Annotated in this window: 31 protein-coding genes and 2 pseudogenes; 8 read left to right on the top strand and 25 right to left on the bottom strand. The window is 38.2% G+C overall.

What is annotated here, in order from left to right; genetic code table 11:
• The 3 genes from ACFFIX_RS26135 to ACFFIX_RS26125 form a co-directional block, all read right to left on the bottom strand.
• Positions 1-796, bottom strand: a 796-nt coding sequence (locus ACFFIX_RS26135; RefSeq protein WP_378939368.1) for a branched-chain amino acid ABC transporter permease, incomplete at its 3' end; no start/stop codon positions are given.
• Positions 797-800: 4 nt separating this feature from the next.
• Complete coding sequence (locus tag ACFFIX_RS26130) at positions 801-1,685, bottom strand: branched-chain amino acid ABC transporter permease (RefSeq protein WP_378939366.1); 885 nt, start codon at positions 1,683-1,685, stop codon at positions 801-803.
• Positions 1,686-1,719: 34 nt separating this feature from the next.
• Entirely contained in the window at positions 1,720-2,877 is a 1,158-nt protein-coding gene (locus ACFFIX_RS26125) for an ABC transporter substrate-binding protein (protein WP_378939364.1), read from the bottom strand.
• A 358-nt stretch (positions 2,878-3,235) separates the two neighbouring features.
• Between ACFFIX_RS26125 and ACFFIX_RS26120 the strand changes: the two genes are divergently transcribed.
• From ACFFIX_RS26120 to ACFFIX_RS26110, 3 genes are all read left to right on the top strand, one after another.
• A complete protein-coding gene (locus ACFFIX_RS26120; RefSeq protein ID WP_378939362.1) occupies positions 3,236-4,354 on the top strand; it encodes an alpha-hydroxy-acid oxidizing protein in 1,119 nt (372 codons plus the stop codon).
• 31 nt (positions 4,355-4,385) lie between these two features.
• Entirely contained in the window at positions 4,386-5,414 is a 1,029-nt protein-coding gene (locus tag ACFFIX_RS26115) for a serine hydrolase domain-containing protein (RefSeq protein WP_378939360.1), read from the top strand.
• Between the two features lie 271 nt (positions 5,415-5,685).
• Positions 5,686-6,135, top strand: coding sequence for a S1 domain-containing RNA-binding protein (locus ACFFIX_RS26110; RefSeq protein ID WP_378939358.1), 450 nt, complete (start codon positions 5,686-5,688; stop codon positions 6,133-6,135).
• Positions 6,136-6,217: 82 nt separating this feature from the next.
• Here the strand turns inward: ACFFIX_RS26110 and ACFFIX_RS26105 are convergent, their stop codons facing one another.
• On the bottom strand, positions 6,218-6,343 hold the full coding sequence (locus tag ACFFIX_RS26105) for a hypothetical protein (RefSeq protein WP_378939356.1): 126 nt from the start codon (positions 6,341-6,343) through the stop codon (positions 6,218-6,220).
• A 190-nt stretch (positions 6,344-6,533) separates the two neighbouring features.
• Between ACFFIX_RS26105 and ACFFIX_RS26100 the strand changes: the two genes are divergently transcribed.
• Positions 6,534-7,340, top strand: coding sequence for an alpha/beta fold hydrolase (locus tag ACFFIX_RS26100; RefSeq protein ID WP_378939354.1), 807 nt, complete (start codon positions 6,534-6,536; stop codon positions 7,338-7,340).
• An 83-nt stretch (positions 7,341-7,423) separates the two neighbouring features.
• Here the strand turns inward: ACFFIX_RS26100 and gvpU are convergent, their stop codons facing one another.
• The 17 genes and pseudogenes from gvpU to ACFFIX_RS27985 all read right to left on the bottom strand — a co-directional run.
• Positions 7,424-7,825 carry a gas vesicle accessory protein GvpU gene (gene gvpU / locus ACFFIX_RS26095; protein WP_378939353.1) on the bottom strand — a complete coding sequence of 134 codons (402 nt, stop codon included), beginning with the start codon at positions 7,823-7,825 and terminating at the stop codon, positions 7,424-7,426.
• 40 nt (positions 7,826-7,865) lie between these two features.
• A complete protein-coding gene (gene gvpT, locus ACFFIX_RS26090; protein WP_378939351.1) occupies positions 7,866-8,558 on the bottom strand; it encodes a GvpT/GvpP family gas vesicle accessory protein in 693 nt (230 codons plus the stop codon).
• A gap of 19 nt (positions 8,559-8,577) precedes the next feature.
• Positions 8,578-8,904, bottom strand: a complete 327-nt coding sequence (locus ACFFIX_RS26085) for a gas vesicle protein (protein ID WP_378939349.1) — start codon at positions 8,902-8,904, stop codon at positions 8,578-8,580.
• Positions 8,905-8,934: 30 nt separating this feature from the next.
• Positions 8,935-9,219 (bottom strand): gas vesicle protein K, encoded by a 285-nt coding sequence (locus tag ACFFIX_RS26080; protein ID WP_378939347.1) that lies wholly within the window; start codon positions 9,217-9,219, stop codon positions 8,935-8,937.
• Positions 9,185-9,460, bottom strand: a complete 276-nt coding sequence (locus ACFFIX_RS26075) for a gas vesicle protein (RefSeq protein ID WP_378939345.1) — start codon at positions 9,458-9,460, stop codon at positions 9,185-9,187. The genes ACFFIX_RS26080 and ACFFIX_RS26075 overlap by 35 nt, the downstream gene beginning before the upstream one ends.
• A 3-nt stretch (positions 9,461-9,463) precedes the next feature.
• Positions 9,464-10,285 (bottom strand): GvpL/GvpF family gas vesicle protein, encoded by an 822-nt coding sequence (locus tag ACFFIX_RS26070; protein ID WP_378939343.1) that lies wholly within the window; start codon positions 10,283-10,285, stop codon positions 9,464-9,466.
• A gap of 10 nt (positions 10,286-10,295) precedes the next feature.
• Positions 10,296-10,553, bottom strand: a complete 258-nt coding sequence (locus ACFFIX_RS26065; RefSeq protein ID WP_378939341.1) for a gas vesicle protein GvpG — start codon at positions 10,551-10,553, stop codon at positions 10,296-10,298.
• A complete protein-coding gene (locus ACFFIX_RS26060; protein ID WP_378939339.1) occupies positions 10,553-11,320 on the bottom strand; it encodes a GvpL/GvpF family gas vesicle protein in 768 nt (255 codons plus the stop codon). The genes ACFFIX_RS26065 and ACFFIX_RS26060 overlap by 1 nt, the downstream gene beginning before the upstream one ends.
• A 13-nt stretch (positions 11,321-11,333) precedes the next feature.
• The gene (gvpN, locus tag ACFFIX_RS26055; protein ID WP_378939338.1) at positions 11,334-12,260 is read right to left on the bottom strand and encodes a gas vesicle protein GvpN; all 927 of its coding nucleotides are present in this window, start codon (positions 12,258-12,260) and stop codon (positions 11,334-11,336) included.
• A gap of 29 nt (positions 12,261-12,289) precedes the next feature.
• A complete protein-coding gene (gvpO, locus tag ACFFIX_RS26050; protein ID WP_378939336.1) occupies positions 12,290-12,556 on the bottom strand; it encodes a gas vesicle protein GvpO in 267 nt (88 codons plus the stop codon).
• A gap of 99 nt (positions 12,557-12,655) precedes the next feature.
• Positions 12,656-12,916 (bottom strand): gas vesicle protein GvpJ, encoded by a 261-nt coding sequence (gene gvpJ / locus ACFFIX_RS26045; protein WP_378939334.1) that lies wholly within the window; start codon positions 12,914-12,916, stop codon positions 12,656-12,658.
• 21 nt (positions 12,917-12,937) lie between these two features.
• On the bottom strand, positions 12,938-13,399 hold the full coding sequence (gene gvpQ, locus ACFFIX_RS26040; protein WP_378939332.1) for a gas vesicle protein GvpQ: 462 nt from the start codon (positions 13,397-13,399) through the stop codon (positions 12,938-12,940).
• Positions 13,400-13,425: 26 nt separating this feature from the next.
• The gene (gene gvpT / locus ACFFIX_RS26035; RefSeq protein ID WP_378939330.1) at positions 13,426-13,887 is read right to left on the bottom strand and encodes a GvpT/GvpP family gas vesicle accessory protein; all 462 of its coding nucleotides are present in this window, start codon (positions 13,885-13,887) and stop codon (positions 13,426-13,428) included.
• A gap of 56 nt (positions 13,888-13,943) precedes the next feature.
• Positions 13,944-14,204, bottom strand: a complete 261-nt coding sequence (gvpJ, locus tag ACFFIX_RS26030; RefSeq protein WP_378939328.1) for a gas vesicle protein GvpJ — start codon at positions 14,202-14,204, stop codon at positions 13,944-13,946.
• 490 nt (positions 14,205-14,694) lie between these two features.
• Positions 14,695-15,789, bottom strand: coding sequence for a threonine aldolase family protein (locus ACFFIX_RS26025; RefSeq protein WP_378939326.1), 1,095 nt, complete (start codon positions 15,787-15,789; stop codon positions 14,695-14,697).
• A 269-nt stretch (positions 15,790-16,058) separates the two neighbouring features.
• A pseudogene (gene secF / locus ACFFIX_RS26020) lies at positions 16,059-16,553 on the bottom strand (protein translocase subunit SecF); the annotation flags it as partial.
• A pseudogene (locus tag ACFFIX_RS27985) lies at positions 16,552-16,963 on the bottom strand (protein translocase subunit SecDF); the annotation flags it as partial. The pseudogenes secF and ACFFIX_RS27985, both read right to left, overlap by 2 nt.
• A 329-nt stretch (positions 16,964-17,292) precedes the next feature.
• Between ACFFIX_RS27985 and bcaP the strand changes: the two are divergent.
• Positions 17,293-18,669, top strand: coding sequence for a branched-chain amino acid transporter BcaP (gene bcaP, locus ACFFIX_RS26010; protein ID WP_378939324.1), 1,377 nt, complete (start codon positions 17,293-17,295; stop codon positions 18,667-18,669).
• A 65-nt stretch (positions 18,670-18,734) separates the two neighbouring features.
• Here bcaP and ACFFIX_RS26005 read toward each other — a convergent pair whose 3' ends face one another.
• The 4 genes from ACFFIX_RS26005 to ACFFIX_RS25990 form a co-directional block, all read right to left on the bottom strand.
• Entirely contained in the window at positions 18,735-19,463 is a 729-nt protein-coding gene (locus ACFFIX_RS26005; protein WP_378939322.1) for an amino acid ABC transporter ATP-binding protein, read from the bottom strand.
• Entirely contained in the window at positions 19,460-20,104 is a 645-nt protein-coding gene (locus tag ACFFIX_RS26000; protein ID WP_378939320.1) for an amino acid ABC transporter permease, read from the bottom strand. Before ACFFIX_RS26000 ends, ACFFIX_RS26005 begins: the two co-directional genes overlap by 4 nt.
• A 70-nt stretch (positions 20,105-20,174) precedes the next feature.
• Complete coding sequence (locus ACFFIX_RS25995; RefSeq protein ID WP_378939318.1) at positions 20,175-20,948, bottom strand: transporter substrate-binding domain-containing protein; 774 nt, start codon at positions 20,946-20,948, stop codon at positions 20,175-20,177.
• A gap of 481 nt (positions 20,949-21,429) precedes the next feature.
• Positions 21,430-22,479 (bottom strand): NAD(P)/FAD-dependent oxidoreductase, encoded by a 1,050-nt coding sequence (locus tag ACFFIX_RS25990; protein WP_378939316.1) that lies wholly within the window; start codon positions 22,477-22,479, stop codon positions 21,430-21,432.
• Between the two features lie 173 nt (positions 22,480-22,652).
• Between ACFFIX_RS25990 and ACFFIX_RS25985 the strand changes: the two genes are divergently transcribed.
• The 3 genes from ACFFIX_RS25985 (at position 22,653) to ACFFIX_RS25975 (ending at position 25,669) form a co-directional block, all read left to right on the top strand.
• A complete protein-coding gene (locus ACFFIX_RS25985; RefSeq protein WP_378939315.1) occupies positions 22,653-23,576 on the top strand; it encodes an iron-hydroxamate ABC transporter substrate-binding protein in 924 nt (307 codons plus the stop codon).
• A 78-nt stretch (positions 23,577-23,654) separates the two neighbouring features.
• Positions 23,655-24,665: a FecCD family ABC transporter permease gene (locus tag ACFFIX_RS25980; RefSeq protein WP_378939313.1), complete on the top strand. Its 1,011-nt coding sequence runs from the start codon at positions 23,655-23,657 to the stop codon at positions 24,663-24,665.
• On the top strand, positions 24,662-25,669 hold the full coding sequence (locus ACFFIX_RS25975; protein ID WP_378939311.1) for a FecCD family ABC transporter permease: 1,008 nt from the start codon (positions 24,662-24,664) through the stop codon (positions 25,667-25,669). The genes ACFFIX_RS25980 and ACFFIX_RS25975 overlap by 4 nt, the downstream gene beginning before the upstream one ends.
• Positions 25,670-26,134: the final 465 nt, after the last annotated feature.

Here is a 26,134-nt window from a genome sequence, read left to right as displayed (position 1 = left end):
CGTGGACACCCTTGCCTTCGACTAATGGTTCGCATATCCCAACGCCCATAACGGACTTCCACCGTCTAGTTGATGAACATGCCTGGCACACAGAAAAATCTGCTGGGCTAATATAAGCCACCACATGTGCATACAATGCCCCAGCAAACCCTGCTAGCAAAGCTCCTTGAGCAAATGCTAGAATTTTATAATAAGAGATATTAATCCCCATTGATTCTGCGGCTTTTTCATCTAGTTTAATTGCAGCGAATGCTCGTCCAATACGAGATTTATTTTGTCTATTGATAAACCATATAACCACAATATTTATTATTAAAAGAAGTAAGAAAATGGCTAAAAAAACAAACTGATTATTTCTTAATCCGAGCATTTCTGGATCAAAGCCTAGATTCGTTAATGATCCAAGGATTTCACGTCCAACCTGTGGAATTCCTGATAAACCGATTGCTCCCTTGGTTAGGGCTTCAGAGTTAATGATCACCACACGCAATACTTCTCCAAATCCCAGCGTTACAATCGCTAAATAGACCCCTTGTAATCGTAAGGTTGGGATTCCTACTAAGATTCCAAACAAGCTCGCTAATAAAGCTCCGGCAGCAATTCCAACGATAAGTGGAAGATCATAGTTTATTGTTAAAAGAGCTGATGTATAAGCCCCCACTCCCATAAATCCGGCATTCGCGAGTGATAATTGACCCGTAGAAAGGGTGATATAAATACTAATTCCAAGGATAATATTGATGAGTACGAAAGAGCCTACTTGTAAGTAATACGGATTAATTAGTTCCCCTAGCATGTAATCACCTTCTTACGTCCGGTATTTTTTGCCCAAATAGTCCTTGAGGTCTTAAAAGAAGGATGATGATAATCGCAATAAAGGCGATCGCATCTCGGTATCCCGAGTCTCCATATACAACAATGAACGTTTCAGCTAAACCAAGAATTAGTCCTCCTGCCATAGCTCCTTTAACATTTCCCATTCCTCCAAGAATAATAATCGCTAATCCCTTTAGACCCATGGATAAACCCATTTGTGGAGTAACAGAGTTAAAAGCCATCCCAACAAGGATTCCAGCGATTCCACCCATCGCAGACGCAATCATAACTGTGATCGTAATTGTTTTCTTCGTATTAACACCTAACAGACTTGCGGTTTCTAAGTTTTCAGCAGTAGCACGTAATGCTTTACCCGCCTTGGTCTTTGAAAGCCAAAATGAAAGAACAATCATAAGTAGTACTGATATCATAAAAATAACCAGCTGTACAAAATAGACCGTTATCGAGCCGATTTGAAAAGAAATATCCGCAAATGGAGTATTAAAAGGATGATTTCCTGCTCCAAATAAATGATGTGATAAGTTTTCTAAGAAAATTGAAACACCAATGGTACTGATCAATGGTGCAAGATGGGAGACACCTTGCTTACTACGAAGCGGTCGTAGAGCAAAGCGCTCAAGAAGATATCCCATCATTGCAGTAACAAGCACCGCGGCTAAGAATGCCACCCAAAGAGGGGCCTTCATACTGCTAGTAACAAAAACCCCAATAAATGCCCCAAACATAAAAATTTCGCCATGTGCCATGTTAATAATCCCAAGCACCCCGAAAACTAGGGTGAAGCCGAGGGCAACGATGGCATATATGCTACCCAGTGTTATTCCGTTTATCAATTGCTCAAGAAACAAGACAACTCACCCTCCCTTCTTCTATCAATCTAGTTTACTTAAATTCTTTGAACTGCCCATCTTCAATGACTAGAACAGTAGGTTCCATAACGACATCCCCATCTTTATCAAAAGAGAATTTCCCTAATATTCCTTCAAGGTCTTTTATTTCGGCAAGTGCATCACGAAGCTTGTCGCGATCTGCTTCACCTGCGTTTTTCAAAGCCTCAGCCATAATATATAAAGCGTCGTAAGCTTGTGCAGCAAATTGGTCTGGTTTTTTCCCGTATTCCTTCTCAAATTTACTCACAAATTCTTGAACTTTTGGATCCTCTTTACCACCATACCAAGGTGTTGCAACAATTAGTCCATTTGAAGCATCACCAGCAATTTTAATTACTTCTGGTGAGTTAAATCCATTACCCCCGATGAAAGGAACCTCAATTCCCATCTTTCTAGCTTGATCCATAATTACAGCACCTTCATTATAAAGAGCTGAACATAAAATAATGTCTGGATTTAATCCTTTTATTTTCGTTAGCTGTGCATTGTAATCTGATTGACCCTTTTGAAAAGTCTCGGTTGCTACAACTTCAAAGCCCTTTTCTTCAGCTGTCTTTTTCATCGTCTCATATCCCGATGTTGTAAACACATCATCGTTTCCATAAAGAATCGCTACTTTTTTGACATCATATTTCTCCATCGCTTTGTCGACAGCAGCAGGAATAGCTAATGATTCCGGAATCGAGTTTCTAAACACATAATCACCAATTTGTGGAATTCCATCCGCTGTTGTAGAGGTTCCCATAATCGGTATGCCATTTATATCTGCTTCTGGTCCAACGACATTCATTTCTGTACTAAGCGTTGGCCCTAAAATCGCAATAATTTCTTCTGAGTTCATTAGCTTCTGTGCAGCTGACAAGGCTTGGTCTTGTTTTCCTGCTGAATCTTCTGTAACAAGATTTATCTTCACTTCACCTTTACTATTAATCTCTTCTTGCGCTAGCTTAAATCCACTTGTAATCGCTTCACCATATGCTGCTCCAGGTCCACTAATATAAGAAATAACACCAATATCCGCTTCAACAACGCCACTAGCTTGTCCTTCTTTTTCTGTTGACGATTCTTTACTGTCACCACCACATGCTGCTAAAATAAGCAAACTAAATAAAGCAATAAATCGTAATGACACAACTAGCTTTTTGTTCATTTCCTAGCCCCCGTTTTTTAAGTTTTTATAGTAGGTATTTATACCAAGTATAAATCTAGTCATGAAAAATTGTAAACATTTTTATAGAATATTTAGAATTCACAAATATTAATTAGTAAATAATTACAGGGATAGGTAAAATAATCACCCTGTATAGCGCTCATTTAGATTTAATTTCGTAATAGAAATTTAGAGATATAACTGTTTTTTCTTTTTCTATATAGAATTATTACATGTAAGAAAATTCTGATAACACTCTTGAAAGTACTTTTGCGATCACCTATACTAAGTCAAAAGAAGTTTTAAAATAAATTCTGACAACTATAAGAATCAGCAGGTTCTAAGAAAGGGATAACATATGACAAATCTCATTTCAAACATCGAATTACCTCACTCCATTTCTTTATTAGAAAAAATGGCAGCTGCATCAATTGAAAAGGGTCCATTTACTTATGTTCAAAGTGGATCCGGAGCTGAGAATACATTAAGAGCAAATGTGAATGCATTTGAAGACTGGCATATTGTTCCTAAGGTTTTGAACGACGTCAGCATTCGGGATACTTCTACACAAGTATTAGGTACCAAATTTCCTTCTTCTTTTGGTTTGGCGCCTGTTGGAGTGCAAAGCATATTTCATGCAGATGGAGAGCTCGCTTCAGCAAGAGCTGCGGCTCATTATGGTGTCCCTTTTATCGCTAGTACGTTAACTTCCTATTCTTTAGAAGAAATTGCAACAGCTCTTGGGAAATCTCCACGCTGGTTTCAATTGTATTGGTCTAATGATATAGAGATCACTTTAAGCATGGTAAGGCGAGCAGAGGTAGCAGGTTATTCTGCCATTGTCATTACTCTTGATACAACTATACTTGGGAATCGTGAACGCGACTTAAATAATAGCTATTCTCCATTAAAATTAGGTAAAGGCTCGGCCAATTATATAAATGATCCCGTTTTCCAGAGTCGTTTAGGAGATTCATCTTCGAATGATCAGGCAGTCATAAAAAAAATCGTTGATGTGATGTTTGCGCCTGCCTTAACCTGGGATGATTTACGTACGATAAAAAACCATACCTCACTACCTATTTTATTAAAAGGCATACTACATGAAGAAGATGCACGTAAGGCGTTACATTATGGTGCTGATGGAATTATTGTGTCCAACCATGGTGGTAGACAGCTCGATGGTTGTATCTCTTCGCTCGAAGCCTTACCTCCAATCGCGGAAGCTATACAAGGAAATATTCCTATATTGCTAGATAGTGGGATTAGAAGAGGACCTGACGTCATTAAAGCGAAAGCCTTAGGAGCAACAGCGGTATTACTGGGTAGACCTTTTGTATATGGCCTAGCTGTAGCAGGAGAACAGGGTGTCCGACATGTATTAAACCACTTGATCAATGACATTGATATTTCATTAGCGTTAACAGGTCTTTCATTGATGGAACAAGTCAATTATTCAGTGATTCGGAAAAAGTAAAAAAGAAAGGAAAATTTGGAGGTCTATAAAAATGACAAATAGGTTACTGTCACGGATCGAACGTATTCAAAGGAAGATTCAATTCTCTGGTACTATCCTTGTTAAAAATAAAGAAGCGGTTCTTGCAGAGGCAAGCTATGGTTACGCTAATCGTTCTGAGCAATTGGAAAATCAAGCAGGTACACGCTTCGGTATTGCATCTGGGTGCAAAATTTTCACTGCCATTGCAATTTGTCAGCTTGTAGAAGAAGGAAAACTTTCTTTTGATACAAGCCTAAGAGAATGTCTTGACTTTGCGTTTCCAAACTTTAATGAGAATATAACAATACACCATCTTCTTACGCACACTTCCGGCGTGCCAGATTATTTTGATGAGGAAGTTATGGATGACTTTGAGGAGTTGTGGATCGAGAAGCCTATGTATCATTTTCGTCGCCTGCAAGATTTCTTGCCGCTTTTTCAAAATGAGCACATGAAATTTACCCCAGGCGAGCATTTTAATTACAACAATGCTGGGTTTATCTTGCTTGGTTTAATTGTCGAGAAAGCGAGTGGACTTGTATTTACGGACTATGTACAGACACGAATTTTTCAAAAGGCAGGCATGATGGAATCAGGCTATTTTGCGTTTGATTCACTTCCTGGACAAACTGCGGTCGGTTACATTGATCAAGAAGATGGTACATGGAGAACGAATATCTATTCACTTCCGGTGCAAGGTGGCTCCGATGGTGGAGCTTTTGTAACAACGAAAGATATGGTCAAGTTATGGGAGGCTCTTTCTAACCACGAGCTATTAAATGAATCACTCACAAAACAGTTGCTCACACCTCATGTACAGAACAAGGATGGTGACTTCTATGGCTATGGCGTGTGGATCGAGAAAAAAGACAACAGCGTTTTTAAGTGTCATGTTATGGGATATGACCCTGGAGTGAGCTTTCACTCTGCCTTTTATCCTGCTTCAGACATCAAACTTACTGTATGCGCAAACATTTCAAAAGGCGCCTTCGCCGTGATGGATGAAATTGAAAATGAACTCACGCAACTAAAAAGTTAAAAGTAGATAAAAACTAGAGGTAATAGAAGTGTGCAAATGTCATTATTCTTTCATTTTAATGGTATGTATACAATTTCTGTAAAGAATGGTTTTCTGTCATTATTTTTCTAGGGATTTCTGACAAACTTCAAGCTTTGAAAGGAACTAAATCCATTAATTTGGTTAGTAAACGAAATAGACCGAAAATCAGAAAAAAAATTTAATTGTATTATCACTCTCCACTTGTTATAATTAAGTGTTTTTAAAATCATTTAGGGGGAACAATATTTTTATGTCAATAGAAGTCGGTAGCAAAGTACAAGGTAAAGTAACAGGTATCACTAATTTTGGAGCATTCGTAGAATTACCAGGAGGCTCAACAGGTCTTGTGCATATCAGTGAGGTAGCGGATAGCTATGTAAAAGACGTGAATGATCATCTCAAAGTTGGCGACCAGATTGAAGTGAAAGTGATTAGCGAGAAAGACGGAAAAACTGCCTTGTCCATCAAAAAAGCTATTGATAGACCCGAAGGACAAACCTCTTCTTATTCCCAACGCCCACCACGTCCGGTAAGGGTTGATAGCCGTTCCAAAGACTCCCGTTCAAAAAGTAATTTCAAACCAAAAGAGAATTTTGAAGATAAAATGTCTCGTTTTTTAAAGACTAGTGAAGAGAATTTATCTACCCTCAAACGTAGCACCGAAACAAAACGGGGCGGTAGAGGCGGAAGACGCGGATAATCTGCTGTTTTATTAAAATTTCATCATATAATAAAGGCAAGCCGTTATAAATCGGCTTGCCTTTATCATTTAAAGTGTATGATTACTTTTTCTTTTGACTCTTCGCGCGATTCATTTCAAGCTCTGCTGCATACTCCTCTTGAGACTTTCCTTGCTTTTGGCTCTCAGATTGAATTTTTCTAAATTTATTATCATTTAGGTTTGGCATTCTCACACCTCCTCATATAGCAAGGTTATTTTATACAAATCCATGACTTTTATTCCTTGGTATGTTTTATGAGTTCTCTGTCGTTTTCCATCACAAAGACATATTACAATGTTACGAATCGTATGCTTAGTATTAGTTTATACATAGGGGGAATTTCTCTTGGGATCTAACAATAGGAGGAAGAATCGGTATGAAGTCAATAATTGAGCACAAGGAGCTTATTAGGGATGGCTGCCAAATTCATTATTTTGTTACAGGAAAGCCTGGTAACGCGCTCGTTCTTTTTCTACATCCTGCTTTTGGGGACCATCGTTGCTTCGATCACCAAGTTAACACCTTTGCCGAAGATTATCGTGTCATTACGATTGACCTGATAGGACACGGGATGTCTCAACCGTTCGGAAGTAAGGAGCTGATCAACTCTTCTGCAGAGCATCTCCTCGCAATTATCCAAACTGAAGGTTATGAGAGTTGCCATGTTATTGGCGTTTCTATGGGATCGCTAATTGCTCAATATTTCGCCTACCGATACCCTGATCATGTTAAATCGATTACGTCAGTAGGCGCCTATTCCATTCACGAACTAAATAAAAAAATTACGAAAGCCCAAAGATCTGAAATGATTAAATGGCTGTTTTGGGCCGCTATATCGATGAAAAGGTTTCGGAAATATTTAGCCTCCGTCACAGTGATTCACCCTGTAGAGCAGGAAAAATTTTATATCATGGCTTGTTCCTTTACACGCAAATCTTTTCAAGTTATGTCTGGACTTCAGCATATTGTCAAGGAACGTAAGGAAGTGCAATCAACTACCCCAATTCTTCTTGTGTGCGGCGATCAAGACCAAGAAATAATTAGGGAATCAACTATTATTTGGAACGATAAAGATCCACAGAGCAAATTTATCCTCATCAAAAATGCCGGACACTGTGCCAATATGGACAATCCAGATAGGTTTAATTCCACCGTTAAGTCTTTTTTGCAGAGTCAAAAATAACAACAATAAAAGTGACTGTGCACCATCCAAATTTTACCGATAAAAATTTAAAGGTGAAATTCGAATAGTGACAGACACTTAAGTTAGGCTTTTTTACTAGTTTCAGATATCTTCCCAAGGAAAAATCCATCTATTTCATTTAACTTGCCTCTCCAAAGGATTTGGCCTCTTGAAGGGGTAGATTTGCTGTCGCCACAGTATACTTTTGTGTTTTTCAGATGTAGGAAATGCACTTCTGTACCAACAGAAGAATCAACTGCTTCACTCGCTTGAGAGAGCTGTTCGCTTAGTTTTTGTGCAATTTCACTGCCATCTTCAAAGGTTTCGCTCAACGTTTCAAAATACTCCTTAGCAGAAACCATGGTACCAGAGATGACAGCTCCTTTCACATTTAAGGTAATATCCAATGAAAAACTATGTTTGTTTGTGGCATGCACAAAGAATTCAAGAACACTGTCTTTTGGTGAAGCTGTAGATATACTCATTTCTACTCTTCTCCTTTCAATAGTAATCTTTTGCTATTAATTAAGGTGATGTGTCATCATCACTAGATAGAGACGTGTCTTCAGCTTCTTCGTCTTCTTTTTCCTTGCTATTACTTTTAGCTTTTGTTGTCTTTCTTCCTTTAGTTTGTGCTGGCTTTTTCGTTTTCTTTTCACTTTTTACATCTTCATCGTCTTCTTCAGTGTCGTCCTCATCCTCTTCTTCTTCATCAGTTTCATTGCTACCTTGACCCAATTGATTTAGCTTTTCTTCAAGTGATTGAAGTCGGTCTTGCAGAGTTTGATTTTCTTCCTTTAATGCTTCGTAATCATCACTCGTGTCTTCTTCTTCCTCAGAAGAATTAATGACTGTATCATTTTCTTCATCAGATTCGTCGGATGACTGATTTTTGTCTTTTTTAAATAGATTCGTTGCAGAAGACTTTAAGCTTCCAGCACCTTGTTTCGATTTTTCTTTTGCCGCTTTCCCGAAGTCTGCAGCTTTGTTTTTGATTTCGTCTGTATCAATACGCGATAGAAGCTTCTTTCCATTTTCAGGTGTAGCTAAATATCCTACTGTTGCTCCAAGAATACTACCCGCAACTGTTCGCTTAATTGGTGTGCTTTTACTCGATTTGTTCTCTTGAGCTGAATTTTCTCCATTCGAGTTTTTTGATTTCGTATTTTCCTTTGAGTTTTCAACCTTTGAATTTTCTAATTTTGTTTGTTCTGCCATTGTAAATCCCTCCATTATTTTAATTAGTAGCTGTATTTAAACGATTAGAGTTTAGATGTTTCTCAAGCAACTCTAGTCGCTTATTCAATTTTTCATTTTCTTCCTCGAGAGCCTTCGTGTTGTTATCTGCCGCTTTTGAATTGAGATAAGGATCAGTTTCCCACCAATCCATGCCAATTTCTTTCGCTTTATCAACAGAACATACGATAAGCCTTATTTTGATTGTTAGCAGTTCGATATCGGCAATACCTACCGTAATATCTCCTGCAATCACAACCCCTTTATCTAAAATCTTTTCTAATACGTCGACAATCGTACTTGATTGCATTTGGTGTTCGATCGCCATATACTTGTACCTCCTATTGGACGATTCAGGTTAAAGCAAGCTTCCTAAAGGGCCAAGATCTATATTCAAGTCTTTTGCATCAAGACCAAAAACTTCTTTCAATTCATCCATTTTTTCTTCTAAGTTCATTAAAGCTACCCCTAGATTTTCAACTTGTTCATCCGTGAGGGTTCCCCCTTCTACTCGCCTCATGGCATGGCGTTCAACTATTTGCCTTAGTAGCTCAATGACTGTCATCACAAGCTGAGCTAATCCATGTTCTGCTTGGTCGGGGTCCAGATTAATCCTTCCACTTGTTTGGCTGGCCGGTTGCATTGATCAATTCCTCCCTTTGTGTATCAAAAAGTTCAGATGTGAGGGTTTTCCGATATCCGCTTTGAGATTGAACGAGAGTTTCTACAGAAGCAATCAAGACACGTAAATCTAAATAAACTAGGTCAACTCCTGCAATCGAAATAATCAAATCACCTTTTATTGCGACTCCCTTATCGAGAATGACATCTAATATATCGATAAGTGCAATGTCCTTGTTTTCCATTGATTCTTTAAGAGACATAATTTAATTCCTCACTTTTGAAAAACTGGAGAAGTGATACGCCGGCCATGGTCCTGTTGCCTCGAATCTCCAGCCAGTCCCTTCCAGTTCCTTTTCAAAATTTTTGATTTCTTCCAAGAAATGTTCAACCTGAGGTACCGGAAGTAGAAACACACTGTTCCAAGTCATATTTTCCTTAAGACCTGTTACATCCTTACTCCAATTTTTCTTGATAGCAGCATGGAGTGAGTGTTCCTTCAGCTTTTCATGAACGTTCTCACAGACTCGATTTTTTTCCTTTTCTAACTCGGTTTCAATGAGCTGGTCAATTTTTTTCTTTTCAAAAAATTGCCGACCTCGAGGCAGCCCACTTATTTCTTGTTTCTTTGCTTGAATGGTGGAGTTATTCACATCGACCTGCTTTCTTAAGTCGTTGTCATCACAATAAATTTTCACATTCCATTCTTCACTTCCATGAAGAAGTGTTAGCGAGCTTTCCAATTTCTCTTCATTACCATGAATTGTTTCACGCAGGTTTTCTTCATTTTCATAGATTGTACAAAACTTTAAGGGTATGATCGTAAAGGTCTTGTAAAGTGCTGTTAACGTTTCATGATGATGGAAAGCTTTCTCCTGAAGCCACTCCATGTCGTTATTAACTTTTTCTTTAATCACTTGTTCTGAATAGTCATTACGATCAAGATTACAAACAACCGCAGTGACTTGATTTCTTGAAATGGTGTACAGATTCTCTACACCATCGAATCCTTTAAAGGATGGAAACGATTGATGTGATGCTACTTCTTTAGTTGGGATCAGTCCATATAAATAAATCAAATCACCCATCTTCTTACCCTCATTTCTGTTGTTTCGTCAATTTTTCCCATTGTTCCATTTCAAACTGTTTAGCTATTACATATCTTGTCAGGAGCTCATCTTCTTTTTCCTGAAAAGCTTCTTCGGGAATTTCACCAAGCTCAAACATCATTTGAAGCTGGATTAATTTTTGTTGAATAGTAGGAAGGTCATATAGTTCCTTCTCTGCTTCCTCTTGCACCTTTCGCCCGATTTTCACGACTAAATTCATTGGCGCAGTAACCAGCTTGTGGATCATTAGCCTTCCTCTACTTTTAACCTGATATTGACGAAGTTGTATGCGGGCCAAGGTCCACTATAATTAAAATCAACCTTATCCTTCCACATCTCATGTGCCTCGTTTACCTTTTGATCAAATTGAGCTTCTTTATCGCGGTCGATTAGGAAGGAAGCATTTAAAAGCAATTTATCTCCTGTTGGTTTGTTTGCTTTTGCAGCTTCTGCTGTTTCCTCTAATGGTGAAAAAACTTCCATTTTAATATCACTTTGTAGAGATGCAAATAATTTTTGGGCGATTCCACCAAGTTGAATGCGTTCATAGTAACCTGCAGCTTCAGACTTACCTCGGACAGCGGCTGCCATTTTTCCAACCTCTGGATTCTCATTTACTTTTGACTCCAGCCATTCTTGCTTGCCGATGACCTTCAAGCCTACCTCGATCTTACCTTTGATTTCTGGAAACAACTTTTCAAACTGCGGATATAGGTTTTCTAGCAATACTTTTACATCTTCTCGAGATTTAAAGACATTTCCGAAGCTGATCGGAATCACCGTATCTTTTTGATTCATAATTAATGAAACTGCATTTTGATGCATCATTAGATTTTTTCGATTGGGATGATAGATTTTCATTGGAACTTCGGCTGCAACCATCGCTGCGTCTTTATAGCGAATTGTGAAGGCCTCCCTCTCTTCTCCCTCGATTTCAATGTTTCCAAAATGATCTTCTTCATATGTTTGTATTCCGCTAAAGATATAAATACCCATTTCTTCTTGTCCATTCATCTTCCAACACTCCTTAATCCTCAGGAATCTCCATATTGCTGCATTCATTTATAATCAACTTACTTGCTTCCGCTTTAGGGTCGTCGGATTCAATGCAGCGACTGATTGGATGACATAAAACATCGATACACAGATTTTGAAAATCTACATCTTCACCATCTATCGCTATACCCTGCCCTGATGCAAGCTTGGCAATCATGAGCGAAGCCCTTAAACTTGGACCGTTACTTTTGTCATTCGAGCACTTTTTCCGCAAAGTAGAAACAAGAGTAGTAATTGCTTTTGCTTCACGTTCCTCTACATCTGTTTTTTCGGCTACAATTGCAGTCTCGCGATCTATGTCCTTATAATCTAGGAAAATTGTTATCAAGCGATCCAGTAACGCATCCTGCGTGTCATACACACCAGCATATTCGGCAGGATTGCTTGTAAATATCACTGAAAAATCAGGATGAACACGAATGAAGGGCTCCGTTAATTTTGATCCATACAATGGTAGAACACCTTCTTCTAAAATAGATAGAAAGATATTGTTTGTAGTAGGCCGCGATCTAGTAAATTCATCATAGATTAACGTATACCCGTTCTTGACTGCTTCAAGCAGCCTTCCATCATTCCAGGTTTCCGTCACACTTTCGTCCTTTTTATAAACCGATCGTACATAGTGATCAACGACTTTTTTACTTGAATATCCTGTGAAATTTCCTATTAAATCCTTATTATCAAGTTCATGATTTCCATGCATAAGCATGACCGGTCTTTTTCTTTTTTTGGCAAGAGCAAGGGCAAGGGAGGTTTTTCCTGCACCTGATGGACCTGTAAAATGAATCGAATAACCCGCTTTCAAGTAGTGTAAGGAACGAGAAAGGATGTCTTTCGTCTCATCGTCTTGTATCAAAGCCCTTGCATCTTTCTTAATTCCGTCCTTTAAGACCGTCATTTACATTCCCTCCTGCTCCCGAGCATCACCTAAGCTTCTATACCGATCGCACTTCGAAAGCGAACGTCTCTCCTTTTAAATGAGGTTACTTCTTTATCCTGATTTAAAAGAACATCATAGGTTCCGAGCATTTCATCTTTTGCATATTTTTTCATATAATCTTTTTCTTCAATGACTTCAACAGTGACCTTCCAGCCTTTGTCCTCATTTGCCTCAACTGATGTAATTTTGTGAGGCGGGGCTACATGTTCACCGAAGAAGTCAACAACTGATTTCATAATTTCTTTAATTTCCATAGTCGCCTCCGCCGTTTCGTTAGTAGGAGAACAAGTAGCACCGAACCGCTACTTACCTGAGTGGTTATACACCCTTTCCTTAATAAATTACTTCTATAGTTAAATACTAAACTGCGAACTTCTTTCATTAGACTGTGCGGGAAGTCCTTTTTCTTCCACTTCATCACGAAGCAACCCGACGGCCTCTGCATAACGTAACCATGTATCAACACTAGCAATAACAACACGTGCCTCAATTGTTAAAATTTCAATCCCTACAACCGAAACTCTAGCAAACGCATCAATAACAATCCCTTTATCAAGGATACGGTCAATAACTTCTGCTAAACTTGAACTATCTGCACTCTTTTGAATAGACATTTCTTCATTCTCCTCTCTTGTTTAAGATCCAAACGATTTTAAATCTGTGGATGATTTAATATCATTGGAACTTTTTATCTTCGTTGAACTTTTAATATCTGTTGAGCTTTTGATCTGATTTATACCTTTCATACCTTGATAGCTCTTCATTTTCTTCTTGTCATTCGATGATGAGATCTTCTCTTTAAAATCCTCACCTGCTTCTTTCACATTCCCTAGCTTGTCCCTTACAGAAAGCAAGACATCTTGAACCTTCTCTTTTGCTTCTTCTGCTTTATCGTGAACTTTGTTTGCATTTTTCTCTTTTGCTTTACCCAATTTTTCCGATGCTTCTTCTACATGATCTTGAACGTTCTCTACGAACTTTTCCTTTGCCTTCTCTTTAACCTTATCCTTCACCTTTTCCTTAACAGAAGAAGGAGTCTTTTCGATAACCTTTTTCGCTACCTTTAGAGCAGCTTTTTCCATGTTGTGCTCACCCATGTAATCGCCCCCTTAGGGTAGATTAGTTATTTCTTAGCATCCAATAGGTCATTTAATTTATGTTCGATTCTCTCAAACTGGTCATTTAGTTTTTTGTTTTCTTCTTTTAGTTCATCAAACTGTGAAGATGACTCTTTTCCGCTTTCTTCCGCTTCTTCACGATCAGATGTTTCCTTCTTCTTTTTCGAAGCTAGCAGGTTACTTAAGTTACCTTTCTCTAAATATCCAGTAGCAGTATTTCTTAGGTGGCACATCGCTTGTTCAGCAATAATCTCTTGTGCGGTTCTCTTAAGCTCTCTACCAGTAGCTCTCATTACTTCAGACTGACCAAGGCTAGTAATCACCTTTTTTCCCGTCTCCGGACTAGAAAGTAAACCAATACCTGCTCCAACCACTCCGCCTAGGATAGCCAGATTTAGAGAATTTTGTTTATCATCTTTTTGTTCTTCCTGTTTATCTTTTTGCTCGTTTTGTTCATCTTTTGCCATGTTTATCCCCTTCTCTTTCCTAAAAATTTATTTCAGATACTTTATCTAAACTTTATTTAAAAGCTGAATTGTGTGTTCCGTTCATTCTGTTGATTAGCAAGGCCTTCTTCCTGCACCTCATCCCGAAGTAATCCAACAGCCTCTGCATATCGAAGCCATGTGTCGACGCTTGCAATCACTACTCTTGCTTCAATAGTCAGAATTTCAATTCCTACTAGTGAAACTCTAGCAAAAGCATCAATAACAATTCCCTTATCAAGAATACGGTCAATAACTTCTGCTAAACTCGAACTATCTGCACTCTTTTGAATACTCATAATTCCTTAGCTCCCTTCATTGACGAAAAGTAATTAATGGCTTGAGCATTTTCGCTTTAGTTGGGGTATACCTTTTTAATTTGGGATTAAAACATAAGTTGGACAATATAGGAAATATCCTTCCAGCATTTTCAGAAAGTATGACAACCTCTTTACTGTTTGAAAAAGTGAAAGCCTAATTTATAGACATTTGATGCTTGATGGAGGTAGGAAAAGTGTAATCAAGTCAATTTGATTACAGAAAGATTACATCGGGTTAATTAAGTAGTTCCCCTGAGGTAACAGGCAGGGTAAAGAAGGCAGTGGTAATAAGAGGACGCTTGTTTTATACGTTGAACGCTTTAATATTGAGTAATTTAGGTTTAAGAAATTGAAAAGTGCCTGGCACCACCCGTATTTCGACTTTGGGTAGTATCAGGCACTGACTGTCAGTAGCACTAATCAAACGTTTGTTTAAAAAGAAAAGGTAGCTTAGATCAGCGACGTAGCTTTAACTAATTGCACGCATACTTTTATCAAGCACATCAAACACTTTTTTCAATTCTTCCTTTGGTACATCAGCATACCGATCACCAATGCTTACTTCATAATAGGACTCTTTCTTGTTAACTTCTCTTAAATTCCCGGTTAAACCAATCCCTGTTTTCTGATAAATATCGATTAGAATCGCTTCAACTTTTTCTTTTGATCCATCAAAATGTACATGAAACATATTAGAAACAGGTTCTGAAGGAATGGTTGAAACAGAATGACATTGATTAAAGAGGCTAGCAAGTTCAATCGACTCTTGATAATACTGATTCATTTTATGTAATCTTTGTTCGAAATAATAATCAGCACTAATGATATAAGGGTAGAGGCTGATTAAATCGCCACCGTGACGTCTTTTCCAAACTTTAGATTCGTTTGTAAAGGATTCATCGCCTGCTAGAATAGCTCCTGCTAGCCCACCTATACCTTTGTAAAAAGAGACATAAACACTATCAAAAAGTTCACAAATCTCTGCAGCTGTTTTTTGATAATAGGGTAGGACTTCAAAAAGTCTAGCCCCATCTAAATGTAACTTGATCCCTTTTTCACGACAATATGTCGATATCGAAACTAGAGTCTTGTAATCTGGCAATTGACCTCCAATTTCTCGTTGAGGTAATTCTAACAATAAGCATGATACTTCCTCCTTCATGCCAACAACATCTTCTAATTGAATCACTCGATTTTTATCAGCCAACAAAATAGGCTCGATGTGATGCAATTCTTTTAACCCGTCTTCCTCGTGAATTTCTAAATGGCACAAGGGATGGTAGGCCACCTTTTTTAGTCCTTTTCTATCACACCAAATTCTTAATGCGATTTGCTGTGCCATCGTTCCACTCGGAAAAAAAACAGCAGCCTCCTTCCCTAAAAACCTGGCCATCTTAGTTTGAAAATCATCGATGATTTTTCCTGTACCATACATATCACTTTCTTGTTGGCCATCGATATCTTTTAATGCCTCTTTCAATGTTTGAATGTCTCTTCTGCCATGACCAACTATTTGGTGTTTTGTTTGTTTGAATGCTTCTGATAAATGGTTTTTATTAGTCATTGTGGTTACTCCTTTCGTTGGATACATTAGTTATATGAAATTTTGAACAGCTATTGAAAAGGGAGTTTATCATCATGTAAGTTAATTGGTTTTTTTTGTAGGATCTCCCTGAATTACTTAGTAAATTGTTTAGGTCTTCAACCGATACCTCAACCGTTACTACTTCCTTAACAGGCTCGAAACTTGAACCATATAAATTTTGTGCATGCCGGGCACACTAGAAAAAAAAGAACCCTGAAAATAATCCAGAGTCCTTCAAGCTTATCTTGCTATACCTGTGGTTCATCCGACTGTTTGCTTTTTTCTTTGTAAGTAATGATCGTGCCTTTCTTTTTCAGCTCTTTGTGCTTCCACTCTACCCACAGTTGGGAGGCGATAAAGACAGAAGAGTAAGTCCCGACGACAAGTCCAACTAAAAGCGCTATAGAGAAACCTAGAATTGACTCGCTTCCGAAGATCATCAAGGCGATAACGGTTAAAGCTACCATCAAAACAGTATTAACAGAGCGTCCCAATGTTTGACGCAAAGAGACATTTGCCACTTCCACAATATCTTCGAAAGTCGTCAGGCTTTTTCTCTTCTGCATGTTTTCACGCATACGGTCAAACGTAACAATCGTATCATTAATAGAATAACCTACAACCGTCAAGAGAGCCGCGATAAACGTAATATCGACCTCAAGCCGAGTGATGCTGAAGAACGGAATAATAAAGAATACAGCATATAACAAAGCGATAATAGCCGCTATAGCCATACGCATCTGCGCCGCCCTCTACCAGGTCGGAACCATCAATCAGCAAACGGTCGTTGGCATCACGGAAGGATAAATTCGCTTCTGTTGAAAGGACTTCCCTTGCCTGATTTTGATTTTCGACACCAGCTAGTTGAACTCGAATCCGGTTCTCACCTTCTATTTGAATGTTCGGCTCGCTGACACCCAGTACGTTCACACGTCTATCCAATGCTTCTGCCGTACTAGCAAGCACTTCTTCATCTATCTCTTTTGTCCTTTAGTGGCCGGTTTCACTTCATAAGGACCTCAAAACCCCCTTGAAGATCTAAACCGAGCTTTATATTGCTAAGAATGTCTTTCGTTGTCGTACCCAATAGACCTGCTGCCAAGATAAGAAAGCAAAAAAAGACAAAAATACGGCTTTTTTTACCATGATATATGTATCCTCCCTAGTAAGTAGCCAAATAAGATATGTACGAATGGCTTTTAGTTGATAATTTTCCCATGAAAAGCAGATCATATTTATAAAGGGAGTCATTGCTAACAGTGGAAAAACCAATACTCTCATTATGAAATATGATGAAATCTCTGTCAATCCAGCCTTTGCTTATACTTATACCTACGATTAGGTGGCCGGAAATTTTGCTGTATCATAAGCGTATCAAAAGTTCTGACTTTTCTATCTTTACAAACAAATAAATTCAGAGCAAAATAGCAAAGGCGCTTTTAAGCGACAAATTTCGACAACAAGATTTAACAGGAGGTTATCATGGATTTATTCCGTAAAAAGCCCGTCAGCAAAGGTCTTCCAACTAGTTCGCTTAATAGGGTATTGGGTGCTTTAGATCTGACTATGCTGGGCGTTGGGGCAATAATTGGTACTGGTGTTTTTGTATTAACTGGTGTAGCTGCTGCTAAATATGCAGGCCCAGCCCTTATAATTTCTTTTATCATTGCAGGTTTGGCCTGTGCATTTGCAGCTTTGTGCTATTCGGAATTCGCGAGCATGATTCCTGAATCAGGAAGTGCCTACACATACAGCTATGTCGCATTCGGAGAGCTAATCGCCTGGATATTAGGATGGGATCTAATCCTGGAGTATGGACTTGCTTCCTCAGCGGTTGCAAGTGGCTGGTCCGGGTATTTCCAGGGACTGCTGTCCGGGTTTGGGATCCATTTGCCAACTGCTTTGACTTCTGCCTTTGATCCTTCAAATGGAACATTTATTGATTTGCCTGCTGTCTTAATCATTTTCCTAGTAACCCTACTGCTTTCCCGAGGAGTGAAGGAGTCGGTTAAGATTAATGCCATAATGGTCATAGTAAAAGTTGCAGTTGTGCTTCTTTTCATTGTTGTAGGTGTTTGGTATGTAGAGCCCGTTAACTGGGATCCGTTCATGCCTTTCGGATTCTCCGGTGTCGTAACTGGAGCTGCGGTTGTAGTTTTTGCTTATTTTGGCTTTGACGCTGTATCAACTGCGGCAGAGGAAGTGAAAAATCCGCAAAGGAATCTTCCGATTGGAATTTTATCCGCCTTAGCCATTTGTACCGTTTTGTATATCATTGTTTCATTGATTCTTACAGGAATCGTACCGCTTGACCTGCTGAATGTAAAAGATCCGGTAGCATTTGCTTTAAAGTTTGTTGGCCAGGATTGGGCAGCTGGATTTATTTCACTAGGAGCGATTGTTGGGATTACAACCGTTTTAATCGTCATGATGTTTGGACAAACACGTCTGTTTTATGCGATGAGCAGAGACGGTCTTATTACGAAGCGTTTATCTTATGTCCATCCTAAGACACATGTTCCAACGTTCAGCACATGGACAACTGGTTTATTAGTTTCTCTATTTGCCGGTTTCGTTCCGCTCGATAAACTAGCTGAGCTTACCAGCATTGGAACGTTGTTTGCTTTCGCCGCTGTTTCTCTGGGTGTTGCTGTTCTTCGAAAAACACAGCCTGAATTAAAACGAGGATTTAAAACGCCATTTATGCCTTTTATTCCAGCACTAGCTGTGATCTTCTGTGTCTATTTGATGATGCAGCTTTCAGCCTTTACTTGGAAAGGGTTCCTAGTGTGGCTGACTCTTGGGCTAATCATTTACTTCACATATGGATATAAGCATAGCCGGTTGAACAAGGTATAAAAACTATGGTATGTACTCTGTCTGCATGGCAAAAAAAGATCGAAGGAGATTCCCTTCGATCTTTTTTATAGCACTTTGCTTAGGAAAGCTTTTGTTCGTTCATGTTGAGGATTGCTAAATAATTCAACAGGTACGTTTTCTTCGACAATATAGCCGCCATCCATGAAGATAACTCGATCTCCTACTTCACGCGCGAACCCCATTTCATGGGTAACGACAATCATCGTCATTCCTTCTTTTGCTAATTGCTTCATTACTTCTAATACATCTCCGACCATTTCTGGATCTAGTGCTGAAGTAGGTTCATCAAAAAGCATTATTTTCGGATCCATTGCCAAAGCCCTGGCAATGGCAACACGTTGCTTTTGTCCCCCGGATAGTTCTCCAGGATAGCTTTCTGCCTTTTCTCGTAGCCCAACTTTTTCAAGAAGCTCATACGCCCTTTTTTTAGCAGCTTCTTTTCCAGTTGAACGCACTTTAAGAGGTGCTAGTGTGATGTTTTCTAATACTGTTTTATGTGGAAAGAGATTGAATTGTTGAAATACCATACCAACCTCTTGCCTTACTTTGTTAATATCAAGCTTTGAATCGGTAATGTCTTGCCCATTAACAATGACATGTCCTCCGGTAATATCCTCAAGCCTATTTATACAGCGAAGGAACGTACTTTTGCCGGAACCAGAAGGACCTACTACACAAACGACCTCTTTTTCTTTAATTTCCGCATTTATATCCTTTAAAACTTCTATTTTACCAAAGGATTTTTTTAAATTTTTCACTTGTATGATGCTCATCGCAGCTCAAATCTCCTTTCAAGGAAATTGGCAAGGAGTGTTAGTAAGTAAATAATCACAAAATACATGATACCTACTGTAAGCCAAATGTTAAATGCTTCGAATGTAGCAGAGGCTTGTATCTCACCTTGTTGTGTCAAATCAGCAATCCCAATAACAGATAAAAGGGACGTGTCTTTTAAGCTAATGATTGACTGATTTGTTATAGTAGGAAGCATTCTGCGAAACGCCTGTGGAAGAACAATGTGTCGCATATTTTGCGCACTTGTTAACCCAAGAGATCTTGCTGCTTCAGATTGTCCCTTATCAATCGATTGGATACCTGCCCTAATGATCTCAGAGTAATATGCCCCTGCATTAATGGCCACTGTAACAATCCCTGCTGTTGTATTATTTAACGAAATCCATTCTAACGAATTTAGACCGAAATAAATAAAGAACAACTGAACAATAAAGGGCGTTCCTCGAATGACATCGACAAATATTTTAGCAATCCAATTCAAAGCTTTTATCGGGGCTAATCGGAACAAAGCCACAACCAAACCAATGATAAACCCTAATATAATTGCTATTGCAAAAATATAAAGAGTAACTTGAAGACCTTCTACCAAATAAGGAAGAACACCTATAATTGTATCCATCCATTCATCTCCTATCAAAAAGAAAGCGCGCTGGCTGCGCGCCTTTTTTAAAAATCAAAATTTGTTTAAATTATTCACCAAGATATGTTTTTAAAATTTCATCATACGTTCCATCTTCTTTAAGCTCTGCAAGGCCTTTATTAATTTTCTCTAATAAGTCTTGGTTTTCGCCTTTTAATACTGCTATTCCATATTGATCGCCATTTAAGCGTTCGCCTACTGTTTGTAATCCTAGATCTTCTTGTGCGATAGCGTAAGCGATAACTGGATAGTCTTCAATAAGAGCATCAGCGTTGCCGTTTGCTACTTCCTGGAACATTGCAGGGCTGTCATTAAATTGAACAGCTTCAAAACCGTATTCTCCAGCTTTTTCTTGAGCGAATTCTGCACCAGTCGTTCCTTTTTTAACAGCTACTTTTTTCCCTTTTAAGTCATCGATTGAAGTGATTTCTGTGTTTTCTTTATCAACAACTAAAGATAGACCAGCATCAAAGTATGGCTCAGAAAAATCAACGACTTTTTTTCTTTCATCTGTAATACTCATGCCAGCAATCGCAACATCTAATTGATTTGCTTGCATAGCTGGTATGATGCCACCAAAGTCCATTGGATTGAATTCTATTTCAATCCCTTGATTTTCAGCAATCGCATTGATTATATCAATATCAATTCCTGTATATTCTCCCTCTACTTCAAACTCGAATGGAGGATAGGTTGTATCGATTCCAACTTTATATACCTTTTCTTCTCCTTCACCACTGGTATTTCCTTCTTCCGCAGTACCACACGCGGCTAATAGAAGTGTAAGAATTAAAAGTAAACTAACTAAATTCATCTTTTTCATTTGAATCCCCCTGTAAACTTATTTTCTGGTAAAAAGGTCACCTATTTTAAACAACTTGTACTAAATATATCATTAATTTCCTCGGTTTTAAACTTTATAAATGTATTTATCAGAAAGGTGCATGGTCATCTCCTAAAATTATCTGGAGTAGTTCGAAAAACTATAGATAGTGCATAGGCACACCTTTACTATTTCAATAATTACCCTTCTCTTATTATCCCCGTATCCACGTACATTATTTCTCCTGTGCAAGCATTTATTCTCTCAATATGACCATTGGAATCTGGAAAATCGATTATATAGCTCAACCCATAAGTTTGATAAATAAAGAAAATGACGTATGCCAATCTATACGTCATTTCTTGTGCCATTATTAAGAAAGCACCTGAAAACGGAACCTTCTATGCACTTCCGAAGTACCTTTTTTTCTATGTCTTAAAAACCTTGTCACACAAGGGCTAGATTTGTGAAATTCATGCATTTATTTAATCATTCGTTTAATAATTTCTCGATTTCGCTCTTTAAAGATATCATTGTGTGAAGAAACCATTGCTACCTTATTAGCTTCTGGTTGAATAAATTGTTTCGCTTTATTTACAGCATTTGCTGCATCTTGGAAAGTTCCTGCAATTAAATTTAGTTTCCCGTCATGCTTTAATATATCTCCAGCAGCATAAATTCCTTCTATAGAAGATTCACTAGTCGTATTACCTGCAATATAAAAATTATCTGCTAGTAATAGATTTACTTCACTATTTTCAAGTAGTGAAGCATCCCGTTCATAGCCATGATTAATGATCACTTCATCAATTGCCAGATATTCTATATGTCCTGTTTCATGATTTGTTAATTCAACACGTTCAATTTCCTCATGATTATTTGATGCAATTAATTTTGAGATGGATGTATGTAAGAAACAATGAGCCGAACTAGTCAATAGCTGTGTTACTTGAGCTTCATGACCTGCTAAAGCAGACTTTCTATGAGTTAAATAAATCTTTTTAGCGATAGGCTCTAGTTCATTCGCCCAATCGATTGCTGAATTTCCTCCACCAGAAATGATCACTGTTTTATCCTTAAAACGTTGTAAAGATTTCACTGTGTAATGTAAATTTGAAACTTCAAATTTTTCAGCACCTTCAATTTCAAGCTTTTGAGGATTCAATATTCCACCACCAACAGCCACTATAATTGTTTTAGAGTAATGTTTCTGACCGGATGCTGCCTTCAAGACGAAATGCCCATCTTCGCTTCGTGCAATTGACTCTACTTTTTCATTTAACACAACCGTTGGATCAAATGTTAATCCTTGATCCACAAGCTGCTTAATCAATTTTGAACCTAGGATGGGCGTTTGTCCTCCTATGTCCCAAATCATCTTCTCAGGATATACATGAATTTTCCCACCTAATTGTGGTTGATATTCAATTATCTTTGTTTTCATTTCTCTAAGTCCACTATAAAAAGCTGAGTAGAGTCCGGCAGGCCCTCCACCAATTATTGTTACATCAAATAGTTCATTCCGTTCCATTTCTTTTCACTCCCTAGTAAAAAGTTAATGATTATCATTCTCAGTTAAATATACACCGATCTCTTTCTATTTACAACCAAAAATTGATGTTGACAATAGTAAAAAAGAATTATAACATTTAGCTATTCGATACTGATAATCATTTTCAACTAATCTAAAGGGAGATTATACAAATGAAAAAAATACTAGTTCCATTTACTCTACTACTGCTGCTAATTATTAGTGCTTGTGGCAATGAATCTACCGAAACAGCGAGCGGCTCAGCTCCTGAAGAAAAGAAATCCGAAACAATCACTTATGAGTCTGAAAATGGCCCAGTCGAGGTTCCTGCTGATCCACAACGTGTTATTTTACTCTCTGGTTTCACAGGGAATGTTATTAATTTAGGTGTAGATGTTGTTGGGGTTGATTCTTGGTCTAAAACGAACCCAACTTTTGAAGAAGAGTTAAAAGATGTTGAAGAAATATCAGATGAAAACTTAGAAAAAATTATTGAATTAGAACCAGATTTAATCATTGGGTTATCAAATATTAAAAACATTGATAAATTAAGTGAAATTGCTCCTACTGTAACGTATACTTGGGGGAAAGTAGATTATTTAACACAGCATTTAGAAATTGGGAAACTTCTAAACAAAGAGAAAGAAGCACAGGCTTGGGTGGATGACTTTAAAAGTCGTGCAGAAGCTGCTGGCACAGAAATTCGAGCAAAAATTGGCGAAGATGCAACCGTAACTGTCATCGAAAGTTTTGACAAGGATCTTTATGTATTTGGTGATAACTGGGCACGTGGAACTGAAATATTATATCAAGCAATGAACTTGAAAATGCCTGATAAAGTAAAAGAAATGGCATTGGAAACAGGCTATTATGCTATATCTGCTGAAGTTCTCCCTGAGTATGTTGGAGATTATCTGATCTTTAGTAAATACTCTAACGCTGATAATTCATTCCAAGAAACTGAAACGTACAAAAATATTCCCGCCGTTAAAAACAATCGTGTATTTGAACTGCAAGGGAATGGCGCTTCCTTCAGTGACCCAGTTACACTGGACAACCAACTAGAATTCTTTAAAGAAGCTTTTTTAAGTAACTAATCTTTCAAGAGAAATTCTTCCTTAGAATTTCTCTTCTTACATTAAACCTAAATTAAACGAAGAAAAGATGAGAGAAGCATGACGAAAGAAACTCGACATTCCATCCCTTTTATTTTTAAATTCATTGCAGGAATCCTTGTACTTGTTAGCATGTTTGTTGTATCCATGGTATTTGGAGCAGCAGATATCTCTTTTAAAGATGTATGGTTATCGCTAACATCTAATGCCACAAACGATAAGATTACGATCATTCGTGAAATCCGTCTACCACGTGAAGTAGCAGCAATTTTTGTCGGCTCTGCATTAGCCACTTCCGGAGCCATTATGCAAGGAATGACAAGAAATCCACTTGCTGATCCGGGCTTACTTGGGTTAACTGCTGGTGCTAACGCAGCACTTGCTGTGACGATTGCCTTTGTCCCTTCAGCTAATTATTTTTGGATTATGATTGCTTGTTTTATTGGCGCTGCTATAGGAGCAATTATAGTATTTGGAATAGGCGCACTAAAAAAGGGTGGTTTTTCCCCTTTCCGAATTGTATTAGCGGGTTCTGCGATATCTGCATTCCTCTATGCAGTTGCGGAGGGAATTGGACTCTATTTCAAGATTTCCAAGAATGTTTCTATGTGGACTGCAGGTGGTCTGATTGGAACTTCATGGAGTCAACTCCAAATTATTATTCCGTTTATTTCGATCGGCCTGCTTATTGCCTTTTTCCTCTCAAGACAGCTAACAATACTTAGCTTAAGCGAAGAAGTTGCAGTTGGACTAGGTCAGAAAACTCTTCTAATAAAAACTGTTCTTTTCATTATTATCATACTCCTGGCAGGAGCTTCAGTAGCCCTTGTTGGTAATATGGCATTTATCGGCTTAATGGTTCCTCATATGGCTCGGGCAATTGTTGGAACCGATTACCGATTTGTCATACCAATGTCTGCTATATTTGGAGCAGCTTTTATGATTCTTGCTGATACAATTGCTCGTAACATTAATGCTCCATATGAGACACCCGTAGTAGCCATTGTTGCGGTGATGGGTATTCCCTTCTTCTTAATCATTGTAAGGAAATGGGGTAAGGCATTCTCATGATTCATTCAGCATTAATAAAAAAGCAACGATTACTTATAGGTATTTTTCTTACACTTATATTCTTAACAATTATTATTGGGATGGGACTTGGCTACTCTTCACTATCTTATGATCGTCTTATTCCAACCCTTCTTGGTCAAGGTACATTTAAAGAGGACTTTGTCTTATTCTCTATTCGCTTGCCACGAATTTTCATTACACTGTTAGCAGGTATGGCACTCGCATTATCTGGTGCCATTCTACAAGGAATCACAAGAAATGACTTAGCTGAACCAGGTATCATAGGTATTAACGCTGGTGCTGGGGCCGCCATTGCTGCTTTCTATTTATTTTTCCCAATCGACTCAGGGTCATTTATTTATATGCTCCCAGTGGTTGCTTTTATTGGATCATTAGTAACTGCCATCTTAATTTATGTATTTTCGTATGACAAAAAGGTAGGTCTTCAACCAGTAAGATTAGTCTTAATAGGTGTAGGGTTTTCAATGGCATTGTCAGGTCTGATGATTGTCCTGATTTCATCTGCCGACCGTGTAAAAGTAGATTTTATTGCTAAATGGCTAGCCGGCAGTATTTGGGGTACCGATTGGCCGTTTATTTTAGCTATCCTACCATGGTTACTTATACTCATTCCCTTTACCCTATATAAAGCCAATCGCTTAAATCTTCTTGGACTAAGCGAGCCTATTGCAGTTGGCGTTGGTGTATCAGTTGAAAAAGAACGAATTATTTTACTTTTAACAGCTGTAGCCTTAGCTTCCTCCGCAGTTTCAGTTACAGGTGGAATTTCCTTTATCGGATTAATGGCACCTCATATCTCAAGAGCCTTAGTGGGACCTAGGCATCAATTAAATATCCCAATTGCTATTTTAATTGGCGGATTGCTGCTTTTAATTGCAGATACAATTGGAAGAAATGTCGTTCAACCTGAAGGGATCCCAGCTGGAATTATGGTTGCGTTAATTGGAGGACCATACTTCGTGTATTTGTTATTAAAGAAATGAGAATTGAAGAGCTTTTGCTACTTCTAAAAAAACTGTATAAGGTCAAAGAAAAACACATGAATTCTTTAACGGGTTCACTTTAGATGTGCAAACATTTAAATAGTAAAGCAATGTCCACGAGATTTCACATATGAAATCTCGTGGACATTTTTATTGTGTATATAGTTTCTTTGGTTTTTTATCTACCTTTCACATATCAGATCAAAAGGTAAATCACGAGGAAGAAATAATTATTAGAATATGATTGAATTTGTTGTGTATTGGTTCGAGCAGCACCCCGATTTGTTTCAATGAAGGACAAAATCCAGCAAGGCATCAAGAAAAGTGTCCTTCATAAAGGCTGTGAAGGACAAAATCCGGTAAGGCATTAATCGAGTAGGAGGCGCGTTACCGCGCCGACCTCTCACACCACCGTACGTACCGTTCGGTATACGGCGGTTCGAAAGTTTATGAAATTACTTTTAG

The sequence above is a fragment of the Metabacillus herbersteinensis genome (assembly GCF_042433335.1).
In the GTDB taxonomy this organism is placed as follows: domain Bacteria; phylum Bacillota; class Bacilli; order Bacillales; family Bacillaceae; genus Metabacillus; species Metabacillus herbersteinensis.
Note: the sequence above shows the minus strand (reverse complement) of the source record. Positions and strands in the feature narration are given on the sequence as shown.

Bases quoted from the DNA above. Each gene is read 5' to 3' on its own strand.
- ACFFIX_RS26125 (WP_378939364.1), bottom strand. From the start codon at position 2,877: ATGAACAAAAAGCTAGTTGTGTCATTACGATTTATTGCTTTATTTAGT.
- ACFFIX_RS26120 (WP_378939362.1), top strand. From the start codon at position 3,236: ATGACAAATCTCATTTCAAACATCGAATTACCTCACTCCATTTCTTTA.
- ACFFIX_RS26115 (WP_378939360.1), top strand. From the start codon at position 4,386: ATGACAAATAGGTTACTGTCACGGATCGAACGTATTCAAAGGAAGATT.
- ACFFIX_RS26110 (WP_378939358.1), top strand. From the start codon at position 5,686: ATGTCAATAGAAGTCGGTAGCAAAGTACAAGGTAAAGTAACAGGTATC.
- ACFFIX_RS26105 (WP_378939356.1), bottom strand. From the start codon at position 6,343: ATGCCAAACCTAAATGATAATAAATTTAGAAAAATTCAATCTGAGAGC.
- ACFFIX_RS26100 (WP_378939354.1), top strand. From the start codon at position 6,534: ATGAAGTCAATAATTGAGCACAAGGAGCTTATTAGGGATGGCTGCCAA.
- gvpU (WP_378939353.1), bottom strand. From the start codon at position 7,825: ATGAGTATATCTACAGCTTCACCAAAAGACAGTGTTCTTGAATTCTTT.
- gvpT (WP_378939351.1), bottom strand. From the start codon at position 8,558: ATGGCAGAACAAACAAAATTAGAAAATTCAAAGGTTGAAAACTCAAAG.
- ACFFIX_RS26085 (WP_378939349.1), bottom strand. From the start codon at position 8,904: ATGGCGATCGAACACCAAATGCAATCAAGTACGATTGTCGACGTATTA.
- ACFFIX_RS26080 (WP_378939347.1), bottom strand. From the start codon at position 9,219: ATGCAACCGGCCAGCCAAACAAGTGGAAGGATTAATCTGGACCCCGAC.
- ACFFIX_RS26075 (WP_378939345.1), bottom strand. From the start codon at position 9,460: ATGTCTCTTAAAGAATCAATGGAAAACAAGGACATTGCACTTATCGAT.
- ACFFIX_RS26070 (WP_378939343.1), bottom strand. From the start codon at position 10,285: ATGGGTGATTTGATTTATTTATATGGACTGATCCCAACTAAAGAAGTA.
- ACFFIX_RS26065 (WP_378939341.1), bottom strand. From the start codon at position 10,553: ATGATCCACAAGCTGGTTACTGCGCCAATGAATTTAGTCGTGAAAATC.
- ACFFIX_RS26060 (WP_378939339.1), bottom strand. From the start codon at position 11,320: ATGAATGGACAAGAAGAAATGGGTATTTATATCTTTAGCGGAATACAA.
- gvpN (WP_378939338.1), bottom strand. From the start codon at position 12,260: ATGACGGTCTTAAAGGACGGAATTAAGAAAGATGCAAGGGCTTTGATA.
- gvpO (WP_378939336.1), bottom strand. From the start codon at position 12,556: ATGGAAATTAAAGAAATTATGAAATCAGTTGTTGACTTCTTCGGTGAA.
- gvpJ (WP_378939334.1), bottom strand. From the start codon at position 12,916: ATGTCTATTCAAAAGAGTGCAGATAGTTCAAGTTTAGCAGAAGTTATT.
- gvpQ (WP_378939332.1), bottom strand. From the start codon at position 13,399: ATGGGTGAGCACAACATGGAAAAAGCTGCTCTAAAGGTAGCGAAAAAG.
- gvpT (WP_378939330.1), bottom strand. From the start codon at position 13,887: ATGGCAAAAGATGAACAAAACGAGCAAAAAGATAAACAGGAAGAACAA.
- gvpJ (WP_378939328.1), bottom strand. From the start codon at position 14,204: ATGAGTATTCAAAAGAGTGCAGATAGTTCGAGTTTAGCAGAAGTTATT.
- ACFFIX_RS26025 (WP_378939326.1), bottom strand. From the start codon at position 15,789: ATGACTAATAAAAACCATTTATCAGAAGCATTCAAACAAACAAAACAC.
- bcaP (WP_378939324.1), top strand. From the start codon at position 17,293: ATGGATTTATTCCGTAAAAAGCCCGTCAGCAAAGGTCTTCCAACTAGT.
- ACFFIX_RS26005 (WP_378939322.1), bottom strand. From the start codon at position 19,463: ATGAGCATCATACAAGTGAAAAATTTAAAAAAATCCTTTGGTAAAATA.
- ACFFIX_RS26000 (WP_378939320.1), bottom strand. From the start codon at position 20,104: ATGGATACAATTATAGGTGTTCTTCCTTATTTGGTAGAAGGTCTTCAA.
- ACFFIX_RS25995 (WP_378939318.1), bottom strand. From the start codon at position 20,948: ATGAAAAAGATGAATTTAGTTAGTTTACTTTTAATTCTTACACTTCTA.
- ACFFIX_RS25990 (WP_378939316.1), bottom strand. From the start codon at position 22,479: ATGGAACGGAATGAACTATTTGATGTAACAATAATTGGTGGAGGGCCT.
- ACFFIX_RS25985 (WP_378939315.1), top strand. From the start codon at position 22,653: ATGAAAAAAATACTAGTTCCATTTACTCTACTACTGCTGCTAATTATT.
- ACFFIX_RS25980 (WP_378939313.1), top strand. From the start codon at position 23,655: ATGACGAAAGAAACTCGACATTCCATCCCTTTTATTTTTAAATTCATT.
- ACFFIX_RS25975 (WP_378939311.1), top strand. From the start codon at position 24,662: ATGATTCATTCAGCATTAATAAAAAAGCAACGATTACTTATAGGTATT.